Raw genomic sequence first — 21,256 nt, 5'->3', positions numbered from 1 at the left:
TTTATCTCAAAGCAACCGAACCGCAATGATCCGCGTGAGGTTCCGCCCGGAGCGGGGAGCTGATGGGGACTTTCCCCGCGTCACACGCGATGAAGGGAGCCTTCGCCGCATGTGACGCGGGGAAGGCTCCCTTCGCGTAGCAAGGGAGCGATCCAGACTGCCGGAGACGCGAGGGGTGTGTGGAAATAGGGACGTTCAGTGTCCCTATTTCCACACACCCCTCGCTCTGCGTACACCTCGCGCTGGTCAGCCCACGTCGAGCGTCCGACCACCACGGCACATCAGACCAACGACGTAGCGAAGGCCTCCTTCACCGGGTCGCATGTGGTGAAGGAGGCCTTCACCACATGACACGCGGGAAGGAGGCTTTCACGTAGCGAGGGCGCGGGGCGGGTCTCCTCTTATTACGTGAAGGCCCCCTTCCCCACCCTCAGGGTAGGAAAGGGGGCCTTCACGGACAAAAAGGGTCAGGCCACGACCTGCACCACGTCGCCGCTCTGCAGCGTCGTGAAGTACTTCTGCGAAGCCGCCGCGGCCAGGTGGATGCAGCCGTGCGAGTACACCGAGAGGCTGCCGGTGTGGAACGCGATCCCCGGCAGGAAGAACACCGAGTTCGGCATCGGCGCGTCGAACTGCTTCGAGTGGTAGTTCTTGACCTTGGCCGAAACGTGGAAGACACCGGTCGGCGTCGCGTGCCCCTTCTTGCCGGGCAGCTGCTTGACCGGACCGTAGATGACCTTGCCGTCCTGCAGCAGCCACGTCTTCAGCGCGGAGAGGTCCACACAGGCGCTCACGCCCGGCGAGGCCAGCGCGGCCTTGCACGGCACGTCGGCGGCGTTCGCGGCGGGCTTGGCCGCCGGTTTCGGCGTGGGCTTCGGTGTCGGCTTGGGCTTCGACGACGTGGACGGCTTCGGCGCGGAGCTGCTGCTGCTCGGCGTCCGGGAGGACGTGGTCGGCGCGGCGGAGGACGTCGATGGCGCCGACGTGGTCGTCGTCCCGCCCACCGGATCGCCTTGCGCGACGGCGCCGCCACCGGGCGAGCCGCCCCCGGCGTCGCCGGAACACGCTGTCAACACCAGCGCGGTGGCCAGTGCGGTCACCCCCACCAGGAACTTCTTCACGACCCTTACCCCCGATTGTCCGTAGTGCGTCTGACATGGGTAAAGACGGAGCTCACCCGTAAGGGGTTGTTGGCCGGAAGGTCACGATCCTGTCTCAAGACCGCTGACCTGCGGAAATCAGGGAACTCGGCCGACGACCCGCGCGTACATCCGGCCCGGATTGGCGCCTTCGTCCAGATATCCGGGCAGCGGCGGCAGGTCCCGCGCGAACACGGCCAACCGTCCGAACAGCTCGTTCGCGTCCGCGGGACGGCGCTCGGGATCCTTCTCGAGCAGGTCCGCGAGCAAGACGTTCAGTCCACCCGGGACACCGTCCACTTCGGCCGGACTCTCCTTGACCTGCTTCTCGAACACCGCGTACGCCGTCGGGCCGGTGAACAGCTGCCTGCCGGTCAGCATTTCGTGCAGGACACAGCCCAGCGCGTACAGATCGCTGCGCGGCCCGGCGATCCCGCGCTGGATCTGCTCGGGCGCCATGTACGCGGGCGTGCCCAGGATCTGCCCCGCGCGGGTGAACTGGGCGACGTCGGTCTCGCGCAGCATCGCGAGCCCGAAGTCGAGCACCTTCACGCTGCCGTCGGGACACAGCATCAGGTTGGTGGGCTTGAGATCGCGGTGACAGATGGAGAGCGCGTGCGCGGCGGACAGCACGGCGCAGGCCTGCGCCGCGATCGCGGCCGCCCACGGCACCGGCAGCGGACCGTGTTCGGCGGCGAGATCGGCGACGGTCACGCCCTCGATGAACTGCATGACCTGGAACAACCGCTCGTCGTAGGTGCCGAAGTCGTACAGCGTCGGCGCACCCGCGTGTTCCAGGGTGGCGAGGATCCGTGCCTCGCGGATGAACCGCTGTTCGAGTTCGGCGTCCGGACCGCCGGGGAGCCCGAGGAACTTCACCGCCACGCGGCGGCCGAGATGCCGGTCGTGGCCCGCGTAGACCGCGCCCATCCCACCCCGGCCGAGCGGCAGCTCGTCGAGTTCGTAGCGGTCCGCGATCAGCACTTAGTTCCCTGGCCTCAGTTGACCTTCCGTTAGCCCTGCCAAGCCTAGCCGCACCAGCTCCAGGCCCGATTCCGCCGCCTCGCGCAGGGCGTCCTCGAAGGCGGCGAGCCGGGTGAACGCCTCCCCGTGGGCACGTTGCGTTTCGATCGGCAGACGCGGGATCCGGGTGCGCTTGAGGTCGATCCTGGTCGAGGAGGTCGGCGCGATCTGCCCGGCCGCGCGCAGGCAGCCGGCGAGGAACGCGGCGTCCAGCCGTTCGGGATCGGTGCGGTACTTCGACATCGGCGACTCCACCGTGACCGGCGCTCCACTGTGGACATACGCGGGCACGGCGGGCGACGCGACGACGTCTCCCTCCTCCACCGATTCCGGAACCGTGAGCACCCCGGACTTCAGCAGCTCGCCGATCGTGGTGAACTGCGGGGTCTCATCGGCCATCGCCAGTGGCGGCAGTTCCGGCCGGATCCCCTCGAAATGCTTCCGGACTTCGAGGAAGGCCTCGCCCGCGTGCCCGTCCCGCGCCTGATGCCGGGCGGGGGAAAGGTCGATCTCCTCGTCGAGCAGGTCGATGATCCGGACCGCGCCCGGCACCTCGGCGCCGCGCAGGTGCTCCCGCCACTGTTCCTCCACAGTGGACGGATCGGCCAGCAGGAGCAACCGGGACGGCGGACGCTCACCGGGCTCCGGGCGCCTCAGCAGCCAGAGATCCGCGCCGCCGACCGTCACGATCGCGCGCAAAGCACCGGCCCGCAACAGGTTCCCGCGGATCCGGCGTCCGGTCCGGCGCCCGGCGGCGGCGGGCGGCATGCGGATCGCGACCAGCCCGCCGGGTTTGACGTGCGCGAGACAGTGCTGGACCCACGCCAGTTCCGGCTCGCCGCGCGGCGGCTGGCCGTACTCCCAGCGCGGGTCGCCGACGAGTTCGTCGTGACCCCATTCCCGGTCGTTGAACGGCGGGTCGCAGACGACGGCGTCCGCCAGAAGTCCTTCGTAGGAGTCCATCGGCAGGGCGTCCGCGCCGTACATCTCCATGTCCGCGCCCGCGAGCAGCAGCCGGTGCGCCGCGATGCACGAAATCGCCGGATCGTCGGTCTGGCCGAGCAGCCGGGTGCCGCCCGAGGCGAGCAACAGCGTCCCGAGCCCGCACGCGGGATCGAGCACGACGCCGGGTTCGGGACCGATGAGCCGCGACATCAACGCGGCCACCGGTTCCGGCGTGACGGACAGCTGGCGGGAGTGCGCCTCGACGTAGCGTTCGCACAGGAACTCGAAGGCCTCGCGCGCCCCCACCTCGCCCGCGAAGCGGTCCAAGAGTTCGAGCAACTCGGGATCGTCGTAGCGGGGCGAAAAATCCCACTCCTCCCCGGAGGCCCGCCGCGACAGGAACGTGCCCACCCTGCCGACCCGGGAGCTCAGCCACAGGTCGTCGCCGAGGTTCCGCAGCCGTTGCCAGATCCGGTCCCCGAGCGACAGCTCGAACGGCTTCCCGCGCTCACGCAGCCAGTTTTCGACGTCGAGCAGCGAGAAGAGGGGGCTCGACGCCGTCCCGCCGACGGGCGGCGGAAAATCTCCGTACCGTCGACGCCAGTTGCTCACCGCGGCGCGGCCGACGCCGGCGATGTGCGCGATGTCCGCCGCGCTGACGGTGGCTTGCTCCTCCATCGGCGCATCGTAACCGACAGCTGACCATTCCAGACCTATGTTTGTGAACTCAGTACACAACTGCTTTACTGGGTCACATGACGTACACCCTTCGGTACGCCGCCGGCTCGGACGTCGGGCGACGCCGTCAGGTCAACCAGGACTCGCTCTACACCAGCGCCCGGATGCTGGCGGTCGCCGACGGCATCGGCGGCCAGCCGCACGGCGAGGTGGCGAGCGCCGAAGCGGTCGGCGTCCTGTCCCGGCTCGACGCGGACCTCAGCGGCTTCGACCTCGCGGACGTCGACCTGATCGAGGTCCTCTCCGGCGGTGTCCGCGCGATCGACGACCGGCTGATCGCGACGGCCGAGCGCGAACCGGAGACCCGCGGCATGGGCACCACCCTGACCGCGCTGCTGTTCGACGGCGCCCATTTCGCCGCCGCGCACATCGGAGACTCCCGCGGGTATCTCCTGCGCGACGGCACGCTTCAGCGCTTCACGCGCGATCACACGCTCGCGCAGGCCCTCGCGGACGACGGGCGCATCGACGCCTCGGAAGTCGAGGGACACCCTCGCGGTTCACTGCTCATGAAGGCGCTCCTGAGCACCGGGAGCGGCGAAGCGGACATCTGGACCTTCGAGGCGGCCCCCGGCGACCGTCTTCTCCTGTGCTCGGATGGGTTAACGGCAACGGTTGTCGAAACCGTTATCAAGGACGTCCTCGGCACCTTCCAAGATCCCGCAGAGACCGTCCCGAGGCTGATCCACCTGGCCAACGAGGGCGGCGGACCGGACAACATCACCTGCGTCGTCGCCGACGTTCTCGCGCCCGCGCACCCGTGAGGCGTTCCGGCCGGAAAGGCAGGTCAGACCCACCTTCGAAAGGCCGGAAGGGCATCCGGTAAAGTTCCCCACGGAGGATTGGCCGAGCGGCCTAAGGCGCACGCTTGGAAAGCGTGTTGGGTTCACGCCCTCGCAGGTTCGAATCCTGTATCCTCCGCCATCAGCAAGGCCCCGGACGTTCCGACGTCCGGGGCCTTGTTGATTACACAGCAGGACCTTCACTTAACAGAGTCAGTTGATCACGCTAAGTTTAGACGTGGTCGTTCCAGCCCCCGACGTCCCAAGGAGTCCGCCAAAATGGCCGGAGTCGAAGAGATCCGCGCTGGTATCGCGCTCGCGAACGAGAAGGCATCTGCGAGCATCGCCGCACTTCAGCAGGCAGCGCAGTCTCTTGAAGAAGCCCAGCTTTCCCTTTCACAGGCCACCCAGGGCAGCACCCAGCACGAGGTGAGCCAGGCACAGGGGCTTCTCGCCGAGGCCCTGCAGGGCATCACCGGCATGCAGAGCACCATCCAGGCGGGCATTTCGTCGGCCGAGTCGTACTCGACCCGCCTCTAAACCATGTACCTCGAAGAACTGCACCAGCTGCTGACGGCCGTCCAAACCGGCCTCGCCGACGGACGTGCCCATGCCGAGCGGGCCAGAAGCCTGCTGGAGGAGTCCCGGCGCGCCCTGGTCGAACCGCAGGCCCAAGCCGTGCCATGGGTGCCGCCGCAGCTGGCGCAGGCCGACGAGGGCCTGGAAAATCTCCTGACGCGCCTTTCCGCCGCTGACGACCTGGTCAGCGGTTACCAATCACGCCTCTGAGATCGGCGAGCCGGTATGGGCAGCAAAGCGAGTGAACAGCGCAATCGCGTCGTTACGGCGCTGGAGCGGGTCCGTCACCAGATCGGGCTCGTCCTCGGCGCCGCCGCCGGTGCCCGCCAGGCCGCCGAGGCGGAACTGGCCAAGCTGGAGCTGGAACAGCGCATCGTCCGGGTGGGGATGAACAACTCCACTTCGGACCAGTACGCCGAGTGGTCACAGCATCCCGCCGCGAACGAGGTGTTCGGCATGCTCGGCAGCGTGCGCGGCCAGTTCTACGCGGACTGGGAAGCCGGGCCGGGTGCCCTGCGCGACCTGGTCACGAACAACGCGCCGGGTCCCGCCGGTCAGCAGCCGGGCAACTGGCTCGGCCGCGTCGGCGGGAACCCCGGCATCACCGCGCCGGGCCTGTGGCGCGTCGGCTCGGCGACCGTGCCGGGCCAGGACATTCAACGCACGTTCGACGTCGCGATACCCCTGCTCGACGAGTCGCATCTGTCGATCAGGTCGGCACCGAAGACCCGGGCGGCGGTGGACGGCATCGTGCAGAACCTGCTGATGCGGGTGCTGAGCACGTTCGAACCCGGCGCGGTGCGCATCCACCTGTGGGACGTCGGGCAGCTGACCGCGATCCTGCCCGACCTCTACCCGCTGAGCCGCACGAGCGCGCTCACGCTGTACGACCCGGGGCGGCTCGAGGACCTCCTCGACGAACTGGCCGGGCACATCCGCCGCATCCACGCGACCGGGATGCAGGCGGGACACACGTCGCTGCGGGAAATCCGGCGGGCGAGCGGACAGCGCGTCGAACCGTTCCGCGTCGCGGTGCTCTACGGCAACGGGGAGACCCTCGAACCGGAGCGGGCCCGCGAGCTGAAACGCGTCGCCACCGGGGCGCTCGCGGCCGGGATCTGCCTGATCCTGATCGACGTGCCGACCATGCTGTCGACGTCGGTCGAATCGCTGAGCCTGACCGACGACCGGCACGCGATCAGCAGCATGACCGGCCCCGACCTGATCGTCGACCTGGACCCGCCGATGCCGTCCGGGCAGGTCATCCGGGCCGCCGGGCGGATCGCCGAGGCCCTGATCGCCAAACAGGGCGGCCCCCGCGCGTTCGCCGACCTGCTGCCCACCGAACTGGGCAAGGAGAGTTCGGCGCGGGAGCTGCGGGCGCCGGTCGGCTTCTTCGAGGGCGAGGCGGTGGAGGTCGTCATCGGCGACGCCAGCCCGCACGTGCTCATCGGCGGGCCGAGTGGTTCGGGGAAGACGAACTTCCTGTACTCGCTGCTCGGCAGCTTCGCGGCGCGGTACTCGCCGGACGAGCTCGCGCTGTACCTGCTGGACTTCAAGGAAGGCGTGTCGTTCGCCGGGCTCGCGCCGGGACGGCGGGACGCCAGCTGGCTGCCGCACGCCAAGCTCATCGGGGTCAACGTCAACACCGACCGCGAGTTCGGCCTGGCGCTGCTGCGCTACCTCGCCGACGAGCTGCGGCGCCGGTCCGCCGCGGCGAAACAGCACGAGGTCACCAACCTCGCGGACCTGCGCGAGCAGGACCCCGGCGGGCACTGGCCCCGGATCGTCGCGGTGATCGACGAGTTCCAGTACCTGTTCGCCGGCCGCGACGGCGTGACGGCGACCGCGACCCAGCTGCTGGAGGACATCGCGCGGCGAGGCCGGTCTCAGGGCATCCACCTGGTGCTGGCGAGCCAGGACGTCGCCGGGATCGAGGCGTTCTGGGGCAAGCCCGCGGTGTTCGAGCAGTGCACGCTGCGGATCGCGATGCCGAAGGCGCGGCGCGTGCTGTCCGAGACCAACAACGCGGCGGTCTCGGCACCGAAGTGGCATGCGGTGATCAACCACGATTCCGGTGTGGCGCACGGGAACCAGCTCGCCCACGTCCCGGACGCGAGCAGCAAGGACGTCTTCGTCAAGCTGCAGCACCGGTTGTGGGAACGGTACTCGGAGTCGTTCAAACGGCCGCGGCTGTTCGACGGGGCGCATTCGCCGGTGCTGGAACAGTTCCCGGCGTTCAACGATCTGAAGCCCACGAAGAAACCGCGGGCGCTGCTCGGTCAGTCCATCGACGTCGACGAAGCCGCCTGCGGTGTCGAACTGCCGAAGGCGCCTGGACGGAATGTCGCGGTCTTGGGCGCCGCCACGGCGGAGGCACTGTCCATCATGGACTCCGCCGCACGCTCCTTGGCTCGCCAGCATCACGACGGTGCGGTGGAGTTCGTGCTTTCGTGTCCCATCGAAGCATGCTTCCCCGCGGTGTCCGATCTGGCCGCGCGCTTGGAAGCGGAGGGCCACAAGGCGACACTGGTCGACGATTTGCCCGGCCGGGTAATCGATATCGCGGAAAAGCTGTCCTCTTTGGACAAAGCTCACGTGCTCCTGCTTTACGGCGTCGACGCCTCGATCCCCGCGCTGGAGGCCAAGGCGCCCGGCCAGCTCAAGAGCGGCTTGGACCAGCTGCGGGTGCTGCTGAAGCAGGGTCCGGGGCACGGCGTCCACACCATCGGCTGGTGGCGCAGCATCGCGCGGCTGAAGGACACACTCGGTTTCGCGGGCACCGACGACATCGGCAGTTGGGCGGCCTTGGACGTCCAGGGCAACGAACTGTCGCCGTTCGCCGCGGGGCAGGTCGTGCACTGGTCGCCGCGACCGGGTCGCGCGCTGTTCTTCGACCGCACCACCCACGGCGCCCCTGAGGTGATCATCCCGTTCCAGCGTCCGGAAGGGCTTCTCGATGGATGACGGCATCACCGCGGCCATGCGGTACAAGGAGATCGTCGGCCTCGCGCGTGCCTCGGCGGAGAACCTCCGAGGCTGGGAGGTCGCCCGCGCGGACGAACTGGAGGCCCGCCTCGCCGAGGCGCACCAGTCCGTCGCGGACGCCGCCGAACGCGAGCAGCGCGCGGTCGACAGGGCTTCCCGGTGGTGGAAGATGGCCCAGCACAACGTCGAGGGCCTCACCTGGCTGCCGGACGACGAAGACCCGCAGCCGGTGCCGACCGCGCGGGCCGGGTACCTGGAGAAGTACCTGGAAGAGGTCAAGCCGAGCTACCAGGAACTCGTGCAGGCCGTCCTTTCCCTGGGATGGCGCGCGAAACGCTCGTGACCCGGCGCCCATGCCATGAAAGGCCCGTTACTTGCAAATTTTGCAAGTAACGGGCCTTTCATGGCAGCGTTTACGGCTTCGGCAGGTAAGGGCCGAGGACCTTCTCCAGGTAGTCCGCCAGGTCGTAGAACGCGTCCTGGACCGGGTTGCCCGCACTCGGCCGGAACCGCAGCACCTGCGGGTCGTGGTCGCTCGCCTGCTGGGCGAACTCCGCGTTCAGGTGGACGACGTCGTAGTCGGTCCCGCGCGGCGCCTTCGACGCCAGGATGTGGTCGAGCACCTGCGACTGACCCTCGAAAACGTAGCTGTACCGCTCGTTCTCCGGCAGCGACGCGATGAGGTCCTTCAGCACGCCGCCCGCCGTCAGGGTCTTCACCGCGGGCGAGAACGGGTAGTCGTTCAGGTCACCGGCCACGACGATGTTCGCGTTCTTGTCCGACGCGAGCACCTTGTCGATGAACCCCCGCAGCACGGTCGCCTGCTTGGCCCGCTGCACCTCGGAGCTCCGGACCGGCGGCTGGTTGCGGCCGTGGGTCGGCTGGTCGCCGCCCTTGGAGTTGAAGTGGTTCGCGATGACGAACACGGTGCGGCCCTGGAAGACGAACTCGCCGACGAGCGGCTTGCGGCTGGCCTCCCACGCCTCGTTGGCCGGGTCGACGCGGCCGGGCGAGACGGTCAGGTGGGTCTTGCCGCGTTCCTTGACGACGTCGACCGGGGTGGTCGCGGTGCCGCCCGGACGATCCACAAAGGACACACGAGCCGGGTTGAACAGGAAGCCGACGCGGATGTTGCCGCCCGGCTGGCCGCCGTCCTTGCCGTTCTCCGGGTCGATCTGACGCCACTCGTAGCGCGGGCCACCGGCGGCGACGATCGCGTCGACGAACTTCTGCAGCGTCTGGTCCGCCACGACGGTGCCGTCGTTGGCCGGGCCGTTGTTGTCCTGGATCTCCTCCAGGTTCAGGATGTCCGGCTTCGCCAGGTTGGTGGCGATCGCCTTGGCCAGCTCGCCGAACTTCTCCGCGCTGTCCAGAGCGGACAGATTCTCGACGTTGTAGGTGGCCACCGAAAGCTCACCGCTGCGCTGCGCGCGGGTGCTCTCGCGCTTGAGCCCGTTGTCCTTGGTGGCGCCCAGCTTCGTCGCGAACAGCGTGTAGCCGCCGAAGTTGCTGTACTCGACCGGACCGGAGGTCTCGCCGGTGAGCACGTCGCCGGTGTTGACCTTCGGGAACGGGACCTCGGCGAACGGGATCAGCGACGCGACCTTGAGCACGCCGGTGTTGAGCCGGTCGTAGTCCAGGTACACCGCGCCGCCGCGGACGCTCGGGTTCTGCTTCGGTTTGGTGGTCACGTAAAGCTCGTTGAACGACGACGTCGGGCCGACGACGCGCGCGTCGGAGACGCTGACGATCTCGCTCTCGTGCGTCTCCCAGAAGTCCAGCGAGTACTTCGCGGGCTCCAGCGGAAGCGGCTCGATGCTGCCGCCCGGCGCCGGGGCGACGGTGTCCGGGACCGAGTCCGGGGTGACGACGGTCGGTGCGGGCAGCGCGTTTCCGCTCGAATCGACCGTCCACTGTGCACTCGTCAGCTCGGTGAGCGACTGGTACGGCGAGGTCGCCGGCGCGTCCGGGTAGAACTCGCGGATGGTGCCGGTGGCGGTCACGGCGTCACCCACGGCCACGGCGGGCGTGGTCGAACCGGTGAAGACGAACAGGCCCTCGCTGGTGCGCGGGTCGGCGTCGGGAGCGGGGTCGGTGACCCAGAACCCGCGGGCCGAACCGAAGCTCCGGATCGCGGTCACGACACCGGTGACCCCGGCGACCTTCCGGTCCTTGAACGGCGAGATCCGGGTGGTGCCCTGGATTTCGTGGATCTTGGCGGTCACCGGCGGCGGACCGGTTTCACCCGGCGTCTCGCCCTTGCTGTTCGTCGGGGTGGGCGCACCGGAGGTGAAGTCTGCGGCGTTGTCGTCGGTGTCCGCGAGCGCCGAGCCCCTGGCGACCGACGCGGTGTTGGACGGCGCGGGTGCCGCGGCCCCCTCGCGGATGACCGCGGCCGGGCCGAAGCCGACCAGGTCCTTGATCCGGGGGTCGGCCGCGCAGTCGGCGGCGGTCTTGCAGGTCAGCGCGGTGGTGCCCTGGACGAGCGCGATGGTGCCCGCCGTGGCGGACAGCGGGATCGCCCCGGTGGCGTCCGGCGTCGGGAGGGCGACCGTGCCGCCCGCGCCCTTCGCCTCCGCGACCAGGTACCGCGCGCCCGGCGCGACACCGCCGGTCAGCGGCGTGACCTGCCAGCTGTTCCCCGACGCGGGCGCGTACTGGACGCTGAAGCCGTCCAGGCTCACGGCCGCCGCGCCGCGGTTGGCGAGTTCGATGAAGTCGTTGCTCAGCGTCGCACCCGAGTTGCCGCCACCGCCGTAGACCTCGGCGATCACGGCGTCGGCGCTGGGCGCGGCGAGCGCGGCCGGAGCGGCTGTGATGGCAGCACCGCTCACGACCAGGCCGGAGGTGACGGCCACGGTCAGGGCCCGTCTCCTGGCAGCACGGCGGGATGTGGTCACGCTGAGTCCCCTCTTCGCAAGATCGGTCGAGGAATACTCCCCCGAACAAGTGAAATGAGGAAGACGACGAGACAACGATTCGTGACCGCTGGGCCGGTCGCACTAACCCCTTCGTCGTTTTCAGGGCTGGTTTTGCCGTGTTCCCCCGTGAGAGGATCAAGATCCGCCGCCTGCCACACACAGGAGGCGTTTTCATGCGCAGACTTCTTTGCGCGCTCATCCCACTCCTCGCGGCAGGTCTCGTGACCCCGCCCGCCCAGGCCGCGAAGCCACCGGAGAAGGCGGCGTTCGAGGTGATGACCCCGGCGAGCACGGTCGCGTCCCGCACCGACCGGCGGCCGAACGCGGGCGGTGTGTACGACCCCGTCGCGCGCAAGACCTTCATCTCGTGGTCGGGCAAGGCCGCGGACACCCACGTCCAGGCCTACGACCACCGGACCGGCGGCTGGACCGCACCGAAGAAGATCGCCGACGGCGAATCCGATCCGCACAACTACCCGACGATGCTGCTCGCCGGCGACGGCCACCTGCTGATCTTCCGCGGCATGCACAACACGCGCACCGTGATCAGCCGCGCGCCGCTCGCCCATTCCCTCGAGGGCACCTGGACCGACACCGAGGTGCCCCAGGGCGACTCGGCGAGCTACCCGATGCCGGTCAAGACCACCGACGGCACCTTGTTCCTGTTCTACCGCGAGACGACGAACGAGCTCGATCCCACCGCGAACACCGACTTCCGCCCGATGAAGTACATCGTGTCCCGCGACAACGGGAAGACGTGGAAGAACTCCGTGCAGCTGACCGGGAAGCAGTGGGCGTTCGGCTCGCTGGGCCGGGCCGACCACATGGACGAGATCTACGTCGGCCAGCTGCGGTACCTGCCGTCGTCCGGGCGGATCCAGTTCGTCTACACGCTCGCGGGCGGCGGGCCGGCGCAGCACAAGCACGACGTCTACCACCGGAACGTCTACTACCTGTCGTTCGACGTCCGCACCCTGCGCTTCCACTCCGCGGCGGGCCGCGACCTCGGCACCCAGGTCGACGACGCCGAGCAGGAGCGGTACCTCAAGGTCGCCGAAACCCCGCTCGAACTCCCCGGCGGGCTCAAGTCGCCGGACTACATCCTGCAGGTCGGCACGCAGCGCGACGGGAAGCCGTTCGTCACCTGGTTCCAGTTCGACGCCGCGGGCTCGCCGCGCGATTTCGCGGGCGCGTGGAACGGCCGGGACTGGGAAGTGCGCGAAGTCGCGAACGGACTCCGATTGCGTGAGATCGAACAGCTCAATGGCGGCACTTGGCGCGTTTACGGAACCCGGGACGGACAGCCGGACATCGAAACGTTCTTGCTCGAGAACGGACGCGTCTGGAAGCCGGAAACCTTGATCACCACACCGAAACCGGTCCAGCGCGTCGAAGTGATCACCGGTTTCCGGGACCCCGCCCGCATCCTGGCGACCGGCGCGTCCAGCGCGCGTGACGTCGCCGTGGCCGACGGTGACATTTATGTCGCGGGAATGCCGCGCAAATAGCCCATTGGGGTTTCCCTGCCTTAAATGAACCTCAAGTCCGGGTACAACCCGGCAATTCCGGAGTTACCTTTGGCGTTGTGAGCGAGGGCACAATCCTCCCTCACAACGCCAGAGCTTTCAGACGCTCGCCGGGGAGGGCGAGCGGGGGGAACTGGGGGTGCACCGCCGGTGCACGGGACCCGTCTGGGGAGGACGGAGCCCGTACACCGGCGGTGTGTCGTTTCCGCCCGGCCTTCAGCGCTCGAGCTCCTGCCGCGCCCGGTACTTGCCGATGAGCGACTTCGCCCCGGCGACGGCGGCCTTGCCCGCGCCCTTCGCGCTCGCGGCCAGGAACGTCGTCCAGTCGAAGTAGTCGCGCCACAGCACGATCCGGCCGTCGCGCACTTCGAACGTGCCGCACACCCAGAACTCCGCCTCCCACGAACCGCGCCGGAGGACGTCGGTGCGCTCGGTGAGCACGATCGGGCCGTCGGCGGCGATGTGGTGGGTGCGCGCCTCGAACCCGCTGCCGTAGCGGGCCATGGTGCGCAGCTGCTTCTCCACCGCCGAGAGGCCACGGGCCGGGGGAAGCGGGACGTTCTGGTAGACGATGTCGATCGCCACGAAGCTCAGCGCGCGATCGATGTCGAGCTCTTCGAGAGCCTGAAGGAAACCGGTCACCACGGTCTTCGGATCCGTCATGCCTACCGAGGCTAATCCGATTTTGAACCGCCGGAAGGTCACAGCCGTATCACAGAGCGGAGGACCGGATTCCCCACGACTACGGAGGTATCGATGCGACGGCGACTGCCGATGGCACTGTTCGGGCTGGTCGTCTGGGTGCTCGCGGGCTGCTCGACGGCCACGGGCGCCGCACCGGCGGCACCGAACGCCCCTGGCGCCAACCAGGCCGACATCACGTTCTCCCAGCAGATGGTCCCGCATCACCAGCAGTCGATCCAGGTCGCGAACCTGGCCTCGGAACGGTCGGCTTCCGAGTACGTGAAGGCCACCGCGGCCAAGATCATCAAGGCCGAATCGGCCGAGGTCCAGACGATGACCGGCTGGCTGCAGTCGTGGAACGCGGCCGTACTGCCCGCGGCGGGCCACGCGGGACACTCGATGCCGGGGATGATCACCGCCGGGCAGGTCGCCTCGCTGCAGAACCTGACCGGCGCCGAGTTCGACAAGACGTGGCTCCCGCTGATGGCCGAACACCTGCGCAACGGCGTCACGATGGCCAAAACCGTGCTGTCGTCGGGCGAGCACGCCGAGACGAAGGCGCTGGCACAGGAGATCGTCGAGAACCAGACGGCGGCGATCGACGAGATCACCGCGCAGCTTCCTTGACCCCCTGCGAGGCCGGGAAGGCCCTCCGGTATTGTTCTCGGCGGTGGCGTGTCCGAGCGGCCGAAGGAGCACGACTCGAAATCGTGTGACGGCTAATAACCGTCCGTGGGTTCAAATCCCACCGCCACCGCAGCGAAGAGCCGGTCTCCACGGAGACCGGCTCTTCTGCGTGTGGCCTACTTGTTGAACTTGTCCTTGAGGTCCTGCACGCCGCCTTCCGCGCGGTCGCGAAGATCGTGCCCGGTCTCCTTGACCTGACCTTCGGTCTGGTCGGCCCGGCCGGAGTTCTCGAGGTCCTGGTTACCGGTCTTCTCGCCGAGCTTCTCCTTGGCGGCGCCGATGGCCTGCTCGGCCTTGTCCTTCGCCTTGTCGAAAACGCTCATGGCGGACGTTCCTCCTTCGACTGCGGCCACCGTTTGCGGCCGCGTGATCTTGGAGTACCCGGAGAGCCGGAACCGACACATCTGTCACCCGGTGCGGTTACCCCGGTGCCCGTGGAAGAAGTCTTCGAGCAGGGCCACGCACTCGGGTTCCAGCACGCCGCCGACGACCTCCGCGCGGTGGCTGAGCCGCCGGTCGCGGACGACGTCCCACAGCGACCCCACGGCCCCCGTCTTGGGCTCCCAGGCGCCGAAGACGAGCTTCGCGACCCGGGCCATCACGAGGGCGCCGGCGCACATCGTGCACGGCTCCAGCGTCACCGCGAGCGTGCAGCCCTCGAGCCGCCAGCCGTCACCGTAGATCTCGGACGCGGCCCGCAGCGCGAGGATCTCCGCGTGCGCCGTCGGGTCACCCAGCTCTTCACGGGCGTTGCGCGCGGAGGCGAGCGGGGTCCCGTCCGGGGACAGGACGACGGCGCCGATCGGCACGTCGTCGCCCGCACCCCGCGCCGCCGCGATCGCCGCCTGGACGGCGGCGATGTCGGCGGCGGAGGCGGAGGGGCTCAGATCTCGTCCAGGATCTTGGTGAACTCGGCGGCGAATCCACACCGCTGCGCGACCATCTGGAGTTGTTCGTCGGGATAGAGGTCGACCTCGCCGACGATCACCTGGAGTTCGGCCCCCGGCAAGCCGAGATCGGACAGGATCTCCAGGTCGCCTTCGGGCCAGACCGCGTCGTCGTCCTCGTCCGGTGGATCGACTCTCAGCACGTCGAGGACGTCCGCGGCGATGTCGTAGTCGAGCGCCGCCGCGGCGTCGGACAGCAGCAGTGAGGGCCCTCTGGGACTCGGCCGGACGATCACGAAGAACTCGTCGTCGATCGCCAGCAGCCCGAAGGCGGCACCGGTGGAACGCAGTTTGCCGAGCTCCGTGATCGCAGCGTCGAGTTCGGCGAGTGCCCCTGGATCAAGAGAGCTGCACCGCCACCGACCGTCCTCCCGCACCACGGCCACCGCGAACCCCGTGATCGGCTCTTGCACCGCCATGCGCACACCGTATTCCGCCCGCATTCGGAACGCACGCACGGTGCACCCGAAGCGCCGCATGCGCCACTATCGAGACATGACCGGACCCACCGACCTGCCCACCCTCCCCGATGCGCGCTTCGCCGGTTTGCTGGCCGAAGCCCGCGCGCTCCAAGCGAAAACCGTAGAGCTCCGCCGGGAGATCCACCGGAATCCGGAGCTCGGCCTCCACCTGCCGAAGACCCAGGCCTCGATCAGGGCGGCCCTCGAGGGCCTGCCGCTGGAGATCACCGAGGGCAAATCGACCACCTCGCTGACCGCCGTCCTCCGGGGCGGCAAGCCCGGTCCGGCGATCCTTCTGCGCGGCGACATGGACGCGTTACCGCTCCAGGAGGACACCGGCCTCGACTTCACCTCCGACGACGACGGCATGATGCACGCCTGCGGGCACGACACCCACGTCGCGATGCTCGCGTCCGCGGCGCGCCTGCTCAGCGAGCATGCCGCCGAGCTGGCCGGCTCGGTGGTGTTCATGTTCCAGCCGGGCGAAGAGGGCCAGCACGGCGCGCGCCACATGATTCACGAGGGCGTGCTCGAAGCCGCGGGTGAACGCGTCGAAAAGGCCTTCGGCCTGCACATCTTCACCCAGGTCGAGTCCGGCATCGTGCAGACGCGACCGGGTCCGATCATGGCGTCGGCGAACAGCTTCCACGTGAAGGTCACCGGCCGGGGCGGCCACGGTTCGGCGCCGCATCAGGCGATCGACCCGGTGCCCGCGGCGGCGGCGATCGTCACCGCGCTGCAGACGATGGTGACCCGCAAGGTCAGCGTGTTCGAGCCCGCGGTGGTCTCGGTGACACGCATCGAGGCCGGGACGACGACGAACATCATCCCGGAGACGGCGTTCCTGGAGGGCACGATCCGGACGCTGTCCGAGCGGACGCTGGCGTTCGTGCGCGAGGAACTGCCGAAGGTGTGCGAGGCGATCGGTGCCGCGCACGGCGTCCGCGTGAGTGCCGAAGTCGTTCCCGGCTACCCGGTCACCGTCAACGATCCGCAGGTCGCGGGGCGGGTGCTGGAACTGGCGGCCGAGGTCCTCGGCGCCCGCAACGCCGAGGTCATGGAGAACCCGGTGATGGGCGCGGAGGACTTCTCGTATGTCCTGCAACGCGTTCCGGGCGCCTTCGCCTTCCTCGGCGCCTGCCCGCCCGATGCCGACCTGGCCACGGTCGAGGCGAACCACTCGAACCGCGTGGTCTTCGACGAGGACGCCATGGCCAACGGCGTCGCGATGTACGCCGCCTTCGCCCTGGACGCACTCCGGTAGCTATTACACAACAGTGTTGATTTAATGGGTGGCATGAGCGATGACACCCTGGCCGTCCTGGCCGCGCAGGAGGAGCGCCTGGTCTTCAGCCGGTTCGACAACGAGACCGCACTGAAGCTGGGCATCCACCTGCTCACGGCGGCGCGGGACCGCGCCCTCCCGGTGACGGTCTCCGTCCGCCGCGGCGGACAGCGGCTGTTCCACGCGGCGTTGCCGGGCACCTCGGCCGACAACGACGCGTGGATCGACCGCAAGAGCCGCGTCGTCGACCGCTACGGGCACAGCTCGTTCCTCGTCGGCGAGCGGTTCCGCGCGAAGGGCACGACGTTCGAGGCCGACTCGCGCCTCGACCCGGACCTGTACGCCGCGCACGGCGGCGTCTTCCCGGTGATCGTCGACGGCGTGGGCCCCGTGGGCACGGTGGGCGTCTCGGGACTGCCGCAGGCCGACGACCACGCGTTCGTCGTCGAGCAACTGGAAGTCTTCCTCGCCGCACTGTCCTAAGTGGACGTCGCGCTCCGATCGAGCCGCAAGGTGAGGAAGGCGGCGTTGGGCGAGAGGGACACGCGGTCGACCCGATAGCCGCCGAACGTCTTCTGCCGCGGGTCGACCACGTCCATCGTGAAGGACAGCCTCGGGCCCGTCGACGGTCGGGCGTAGGACATCGTCACGATCGCGCGTCCGGCGAACGCGCACATGGCGTCCGGCGCACACCGCTCGTCCAGCACCGCGAGATAGCCGAGACGGAGATCTTCCTTCGGGAACACGATCCAGCCGCCGAGGCGAACCGTGAACGAGTCGCCCAGCGCGGGCGGGCCACACGAGGTGTTCAGGAACAAGATCGCCGCGCCGAAGAGGAGCAGTTTCGCCGGAGTGCCCCAGAGCCACTGTCTTCGCATGCGAGGAAGACGGGCGGAACGGGCCGGCCGGTTGCACCCGAGACCGGGCGATCTCCGGACCTTCGTCCCACTCTTCAGGACACCCGACCCAGTCGCGCTCGACGGGCCGAGGGAAGCGTTGGCAAAGCCGGGTTTCCGCCGCCCGGACGTCCGCCCACCGACCGGCGGCGAATGCGGGAAGGGTCGAAAATGGCGCCTACACCGAAAAATTTATGACCGTGTGCGCGCCCGGCAAAAGCGGGCGCGCACACGGCGACAGGTCAGAGGTCGTGGCCATCGACGATCGCGGCTTGGCCCTTATGGGCGCCTCGGGGCGCGCGGTGGAGCGCGGCGGGCGGCTGCTCACCGGACAAAGCCGGCGGGACCATGAACGCGAGGGAAACGATGTCTGGCCGGTGCTCCTGTCTCCGGTCGAACCTCGCGACCGGACGGAACCGGGGGAAGTTTCCCTCGATGTCCTTGACTGTACGCCAGATCGTGCTGATTTGGTGAATTGCTTCCGCCCCGCTCGCATGGGACGCTTGGAGAAGACCACGGAGCGTCCGTGGCGTGTTGTGGTACCAGTGCCTTCTCGGCCGAACCGGACCCCTTCGGTGTTCTGAACCCGTTGCTGGATTTGCCCACTTTCACGAGAACCAGAACGGTGTGATCTCCCATGACCTCCACACAGACGAGGCAGGGCAGCGACTTCGCCGAACTGTCCAAATTGGTCATCGACGCCGGCCTGCTCAAACGCAGGCGCGTGTACTACGCGGTGAAGATCTCCTTGAACCTCCTCGCTTTCGCGGGCGGCTGGGTCGCGTTCGCGCACTTGGGCGACTCGTGGTGGCAGCTGTTCCTCGCCGCGTTCTTCGCGATGATGTTCACGCAGCTGTCCTTCATCGGCCACGACGCGGGACACAAGCAGATCTTCCGCGGCCGCAAGGCGAACGACGTCACCGGATTCGTCCACGGCGGACTGACCGGGCTCAGCTACGGCTGGTGGATCGGCACGCACACCCGTCACCACGCCAACCCGAACCACGAGGACGAGGATCCGGACGTCAACCTCGCCGCGCTCATCTTCACCAAGGCGCAGGGCACCGAGCGGCGTGGTTTCCTGCGCTGGATGGCGAAATACCAGGCGTTCCTGTTCTTCCCGCTGCTGTTGCTGGAAGGCCTGAACCTGCACGCGTCGAGCGTGACCGCGATGTTCCAGCGCGGCTTCAAACGCCGGAAGCTCGAGGCGGCGCTGATGCTCGCCCACGTCGCCGCGTACCTGACAGCCGTGTTCGTGGTCCTCTCGCCCGGTGTCGGCTTCGTCTTCATCGCCGTGCACCAAGGCCTCTGGGGTGTGTACATGGGCTGCTCGTTCGCCCCGAACCACAAGGGCATGCCGACGCTGTCGGCCGGTCACAAGCTCGACTTCCTGCGCAAGCAGGTGCTCACCTCGCGCAACGTGCGCGGCGGGCCGGTGGTGGACTTCGCCCTCGGCGGGCTCAACTACCAGATCGAGCACCACCTGTTCCCGAGCATGGCGCGGCCGAACCTCAAGCACGCGCAGGTGATCGTGCGGGAGTTCTGCGAGAAGCACGGCATCGACTACGCGCAATGCGGCTGGGCCGCGTCCTACGGGTACGTTCTCAAACATCTGCACGAGGTCGGCGCCCCGTTGCGCGCCCCGGCGACGGCGGTCGCGCGATGACCGCCTCCCGCTCCCTCGGCGTCGTGGAGGAACCCGCCGCCGACGACCGCTGCCCGAACTGCCCGCATCCGATGTCCGCGCACGACGCGATCGCCCGGCGCTTCTGCACCGCGACCGCGGCCGGCGGCTTCAGCCGCGGTTGCACCTGCGCCACGAAACCCGAAACAACCGAATAGAGGATCGCCATGAACGCCGACACCGTCCCCGTCTCCCGCTACGAGATCCGGGTCGACACCGTGAAGAAGATCGTCAACGAGCACACCGAACTCGACAACGAGGCGGCGTTCTCACTGGCCGTGCACATGGTGCGGGCGCTCGACACCGTCCCGGAGCCGGTCCGCTGACACTGGCCTCCTGAACCACTGTGGCCGGGGTTACTCGCGCGTTAACAACGCGTCAGTGACACCCCGGAAGGCGTCAGGGAGGTGTTGGCGAAGCGGCCGGGCCGGGTCGATCGGAGTTGTGCTGACAGGGCACTGACCGATCGACGCGGAGGTAACCGTGACGCTCAGCGAGCTCCTTCCCAGCCTCGGCTGCGAGGCCGCCGACCATCTCGAACCCGGCGTCTGGCCCCGGAGCACCAAGCTCGGACCGGGCGGGGAACTGTTGTTCGCCGGTGCGCCGGTGTCCCACCTCGCCGCGAGGTTCGGGACACCGGCGTATCTGCTCGACGAGGACGAGGTCCGGCAGAACGCCCGCGCGTACCGCCGGGCCCTTCCCGACGCCGAGGTGGCGTACGCGAGCAAGGCGCTGTGCACTCGCGCGGTCCTGCGCTGGGTCGCCGAGGAAGGACTTTCACTCGACACCTGCTCGGCGGGCGAGATCGCCGTCGCGCGGTCGATCGGTTTCCCCGCCGAGCGGATCCTGCTGCACGGCAACGCGAAAACCCCCGAAGACCTCAAGGCCGCGCTGTCCTACGGCGTCCGCCGGATCGTGGTGGACTCGCTCGACGAGATCGAGCAGCTCGGAGCGCTCGCCACCGGCGCGCAGCAGGTGCTGATCCGCGTGACACCCGACGTCGCCGCCGGCACGCACGCGGCGATCACCACCGGCACCGAAGGGCAGAAGTTCGGCTTCTCACTGCGCGAAGAGGTCCGCGACAACCTCGGACGAGCCGTCTCCGCCGTCCTCGCGCAGCCGGGGCTCCGCCTGGCCGGGCTGCACTGCCACATCGGTTCGCAGGTGTCGCGTGTGGACTTCTACGAACAGGCCGCCCGCAAGATGATCGGGGTGCTCGCCGGGCTCCGCGAGACCCACGGCGTCACCCTGCGGGAACTGGACCTCGGCGGCGGGCACGCCGTCCGCTATCTGCCGGGGGACACCGGTTTCGACATCGCCGGTTATGTCCGGCGTCTGCGTGTCGCACTCGCCTACGAATGCACGTCGCGCGCCTTCCCTCTGCCGAAACTGACGATCGAACCCGGCCGCGCGATCGTCGGCCAGGCGGGCATCACCGTGTACCGGGTCTGCGCGGTGAAACGCGGTTCGCGCACGTTCGTCGCCGTCGACGGCGGGATGAGCGACAACGCGCGGCCCGCGCTCTACGGGGCGGCGTACACCGCACGCCTGATCGGCAGGCGCAGCCGCGCGGCCAGGCGGCCGATGACGGTGGTCGGGCGGCACTGCGAATCGGGCGACATCCTCGCCGACGGGCTCTCACTGCCCGACGACGTCCACCCCGGCGACCTGCTGGCCGTCCCGTGCACCGGGGCATACCACCACTCGCTCGCCTCGAATTACAACCTCGTCGGCAGGCCGCCGGTCGTCGGCGTCTCGAACGGCGCCGCGACCCTGCTCGTCCGGCGCGAAACCGAGGAAGACCTGCTGAAACGCGACCTCGGCTGACAAGCCTTCCGAAAACCTCGGCGCCCTCCCTGTCGTGCGACAGAATCCTTCGCACGACGGCTCCGAGAAAGAGAATCGCGACAAACAACTTAACGGCGGTAGCATTCTGGACATTGATCGATACGCTGCGCGACAAGAATCGCA

22 protein-coding genes and 2 tRNA genes are annotated in these 21,256 nt (G+C 68.6%); 15 read left to right on the top strand and 9 right to left on the bottom strand.

Translation table 11 applies throughout. The features are described from left to right. Positions 1-467: 467 nt before the first annotated feature. The 3 genes from ACLJRM_RS41265 to ACLJRM_RS41255 all read right to left on the bottom strand — a co-directional run bounded on the left by ACLJRM_RS41265 (position 468) and on the right by ACLJRM_RS41255 (position 3,785). Positions 468-1,121: a L,D-transpeptidase gene (locus tag ACLJRM_RS41265; protein ID WP_410666140.1), complete on the bottom strand. Its 654-nt coding sequence runs from the start codon at positions 1,119-1,121 to the stop codon at positions 468-470. A 117-nt stretch (positions 1,122-1,238) separates the two neighbouring features. Continuing rightward, a complete protein-coding gene (locus ACLJRM_RS41260) occupies positions 1,239-2,123 on the bottom strand; it encodes a serine/threonine-protein kinase (protein WP_101611215.1) in 885 nt (294 codons plus the stop codon). Next, positions 2,124-3,785, bottom strand: a complete 1,662-nt coding sequence (locus tag ACLJRM_RS41255; protein ID WP_101611216.1) for an N-6 DNA methylase — start codon at positions 3,783-3,785, stop codon at positions 2,124-2,126. 77 nt (positions 3,786-3,862) lie between these two features. On the opposite strand from ACLJRM_RS41255, the gene ACLJRM_RS41250 reads away from it, so the two are divergent. From ACLJRM_RS41250 to ACLJRM_RS41225, 6 genes are all read left to right on the top strand, one after another. Further along, complete coding sequence (locus tag ACLJRM_RS41250; RefSeq protein ID WP_410666139.1) at positions 3,863-4,609, top strand: PP2C family protein-serine/threonine phosphatase; 747 nt, start codon at positions 3,863-3,865, stop codon at positions 4,607-4,609. 72 nt (positions 4,610-4,681) lie between these two features. Then, positions 4,682-4,769: transfer RNA gene (locus tag ACLJRM_RS41245), tRNA-Ser, on the top strand. A gap of 137 nt (positions 4,770-4,906) precedes the next feature. Beyond that, a complete protein-coding gene (locus tag ACLJRM_RS41240) occupies positions 4,907-5,167 on the top strand; it encodes a hypothetical protein (RefSeq protein ID WP_101611218.1) in 261 nt (86 codons plus the stop codon). A gap of 3 nt (positions 5,168-5,170) precedes the next feature. After that, entirely contained in the window at positions 5,171-5,416 is a 246-nt protein-coding gene (locus ACLJRM_RS41235) for a hypothetical protein (protein WP_101611219.1), read from the top strand. A 15-nt stretch (positions 5,417-5,431) separates the two neighbouring features. After that, on the top strand, positions 5,432-8,173 hold the full coding sequence (locus ACLJRM_RS41230; RefSeq protein WP_101611220.1) for an FtsK/SpoIIIE domain-containing protein: 2,742 nt from the start codon (positions 5,432-5,434) through the stop codon (positions 8,171-8,173). Further along, complete coding sequence (locus ACLJRM_RS41225; protein WP_101611221.1) at positions 8,166-8,537, top strand: hypothetical protein; 372 nt, start codon at positions 8,166-8,168, stop codon at positions 8,535-8,537. Before ACLJRM_RS41230 ends, ACLJRM_RS41225 begins: the two co-directional genes overlap by 8 nt. Positions 8,538-8,607: 70 nt before the next feature. Here the strand turns inward: ACLJRM_RS41225 and ACLJRM_RS41220 are convergent, their stop codons facing one another. Then, entirely contained in the window at positions 8,608-11,094 is a 2,487-nt protein-coding gene (locus ACLJRM_RS41220) for an endonuclease/exonuclease/phosphatase family protein (RefSeq protein WP_410666138.1), read from the bottom strand. A gap of 194 nt (positions 11,095-11,288) precedes the next feature. Between ACLJRM_RS41220 and ACLJRM_RS41215 the strand changes: the two genes are divergently transcribed. Then, the gene (locus ACLJRM_RS41215; RefSeq protein ID WP_410666137.1) at positions 11,289-12,623 is read left to right on the top strand and encodes a BNR-4 repeat-containing protein; all 1,335 of its coding nucleotides are present in this window, start codon (positions 11,289-11,291) and stop codon (positions 12,621-12,623) included. Positions 12,624-12,857: 234 nt separating this feature from the next. Here ACLJRM_RS41215 and ACLJRM_RS41210 read toward each other — a convergent pair whose 3' ends face one another. Next, positions 12,858-13,304: a limonene-1,2-epoxide hydrolase family protein gene (locus tag ACLJRM_RS41210; protein ID WP_410604877.1), complete on the bottom strand. Its 447-nt coding sequence runs from the start codon at positions 13,302-13,304 to the stop codon at positions 12,858-12,860. A gap of 93 nt (positions 13,305-13,397) precedes the next feature. Here ACLJRM_RS41210 and ACLJRM_RS41205 point away from each other — a divergent pair, with 93 nt between their 5' ends. Further along, positions 13,398-13,952, top strand: a complete 555-nt coding sequence (locus ACLJRM_RS41205; protein WP_101611224.1) for a DUF305 domain-containing protein — start codon at positions 13,398-13,400, stop codon at positions 13,950-13,952. A gap of 42 nt (positions 13,953-13,994) precedes the next feature. Next, positions 13,995-14,082 (top strand) — tRNA-Ser (locus ACLJRM_RS41200). Positions 14,083-14,128: 46 nt separating this feature from the next. Here the strand turns inward: ACLJRM_RS41200 and ACLJRM_RS41195 are convergent. From ACLJRM_RS41195 to ACLJRM_RS41185, 3 genes are all read right to left on the bottom strand, one after another. After that, positions 14,129-14,335 (bottom strand): CsbD family protein, encoded by a 207-nt coding sequence (locus ACLJRM_RS41195; protein WP_101611226.1) that lies wholly within the window; start codon positions 14,333-14,335, stop codon positions 14,129-14,131. Between the two features lie 84 nt (positions 14,336-14,419). Next, positions 14,420-14,872, bottom strand: a complete 453-nt coding sequence (locus tag ACLJRM_RS41190; protein WP_101613588.1) for a nucleoside deaminase — start codon at positions 14,870-14,872, stop codon at positions 14,420-14,422. 23 nt (positions 14,873-14,895) lie between these two features. Then, positions 14,896-15,378 carry a tRNA adenosine deaminase-associated protein gene (locus ACLJRM_RS41185; RefSeq protein ID WP_199192882.1) on the bottom strand — a complete coding sequence of 161 codons (483 nt, stop codon included), beginning with the start codon at positions 15,376-15,378 and terminating at the stop codon, positions 14,896-14,898. A 76-nt stretch (positions 15,379-15,454) separates the two neighbouring features. Between ACLJRM_RS41185 and ACLJRM_RS41180 the strand changes: the two genes are divergently transcribed. Further along, a complete protein-coding gene (locus tag ACLJRM_RS41180; RefSeq protein WP_410666136.1) occupies positions 15,455-16,684 on the top strand; it encodes a M20 metallopeptidase family protein in 1,230 nt (409 codons plus the stop codon). A 33-nt stretch (positions 16,685-16,717) separates the two neighbouring features. Next, positions 16,718-17,188 carry a heme-degrading domain-containing protein gene (locus ACLJRM_RS41175; RefSeq protein ID WP_101611229.1) on the top strand — a complete coding sequence of 157 codons (471 nt, stop codon included), beginning with the start codon at positions 16,718-16,720 and terminating at the stop codon, positions 17,186-17,188. On the opposite strand, the gene ACLJRM_RS41170 is transcribed toward ACLJRM_RS41175, so the two are convergent. Next, positions 17,185-17,583, bottom strand: coding sequence for a hypothetical protein (locus tag ACLJRM_RS41170; RefSeq protein ID WP_101611230.1), 399 nt, complete (start codon positions 17,581-17,583; stop codon positions 17,185-17,187). The genes ACLJRM_RS41175 and ACLJRM_RS41170 overlap by 4 nt on opposite strands. Positions 17,584-18,238: 655 nt before the next feature. On the opposite strand from ACLJRM_RS41170, the gene ACLJRM_RS41165 reads away from it, so the two are divergent. The 4 genes from ACLJRM_RS41165 (at position 18,239) to lysA (ending at position 21,112) form a co-directional block, all read left to right on the top strand. Next, entirely contained in the window at positions 18,239-19,267 is a 1,029-nt protein-coding gene (locus tag ACLJRM_RS41165; protein WP_101611231.1) for a fatty acid desaturase family protein, read from the top strand. Beyond that, the gene (locus ACLJRM_RS41160) at positions 19,264-19,443 is read left to right on the top strand and encodes an RGCVC family protein (protein WP_101611232.1); all 180 of its coding nucleotides are present in this window, start codon (positions 19,264-19,266) and stop codon (positions 19,441-19,443) included. The genes ACLJRM_RS41165 and ACLJRM_RS41160 overlap by 4 nt, the downstream gene beginning before the upstream one ends. 9 nt (positions 19,444-19,452) lie before the next feature. Next, positions 19,453-19,611: a DUF6307 family protein gene (locus ACLJRM_RS41155; RefSeq protein ID WP_168214436.1), complete on the top strand. Its 159-nt coding sequence runs from the start codon at positions 19,453-19,455 to the stop codon at positions 19,609-19,611. A gap of 157 nt (positions 19,612-19,768) precedes the next feature. After that, positions 19,769-21,112: a diaminopimelate decarboxylase gene (gene lysA, locus ACLJRM_RS41150; protein WP_410666135.1), complete on the top strand. Its 1,344-nt coding sequence runs from the start codon at positions 19,769-19,771 to the stop codon at positions 21,110-21,112. Positions 21,113-21,256 lie beyond the last annotated feature (144 nt).

Origin of the sequence: Amycolatopsis sp. lyj-84, from assembly GCF_046549075.1 — a bacterium.
GTDB lineage: Bacteria > Actinomycetota > Actinomycetes > Mycobacteriales > Pseudonocardiaceae > Amycolatopsis.
Note: the sequence above shows the minus strand (reverse complement) of the source record. Positions and strands in the feature narration are given on the sequence as shown.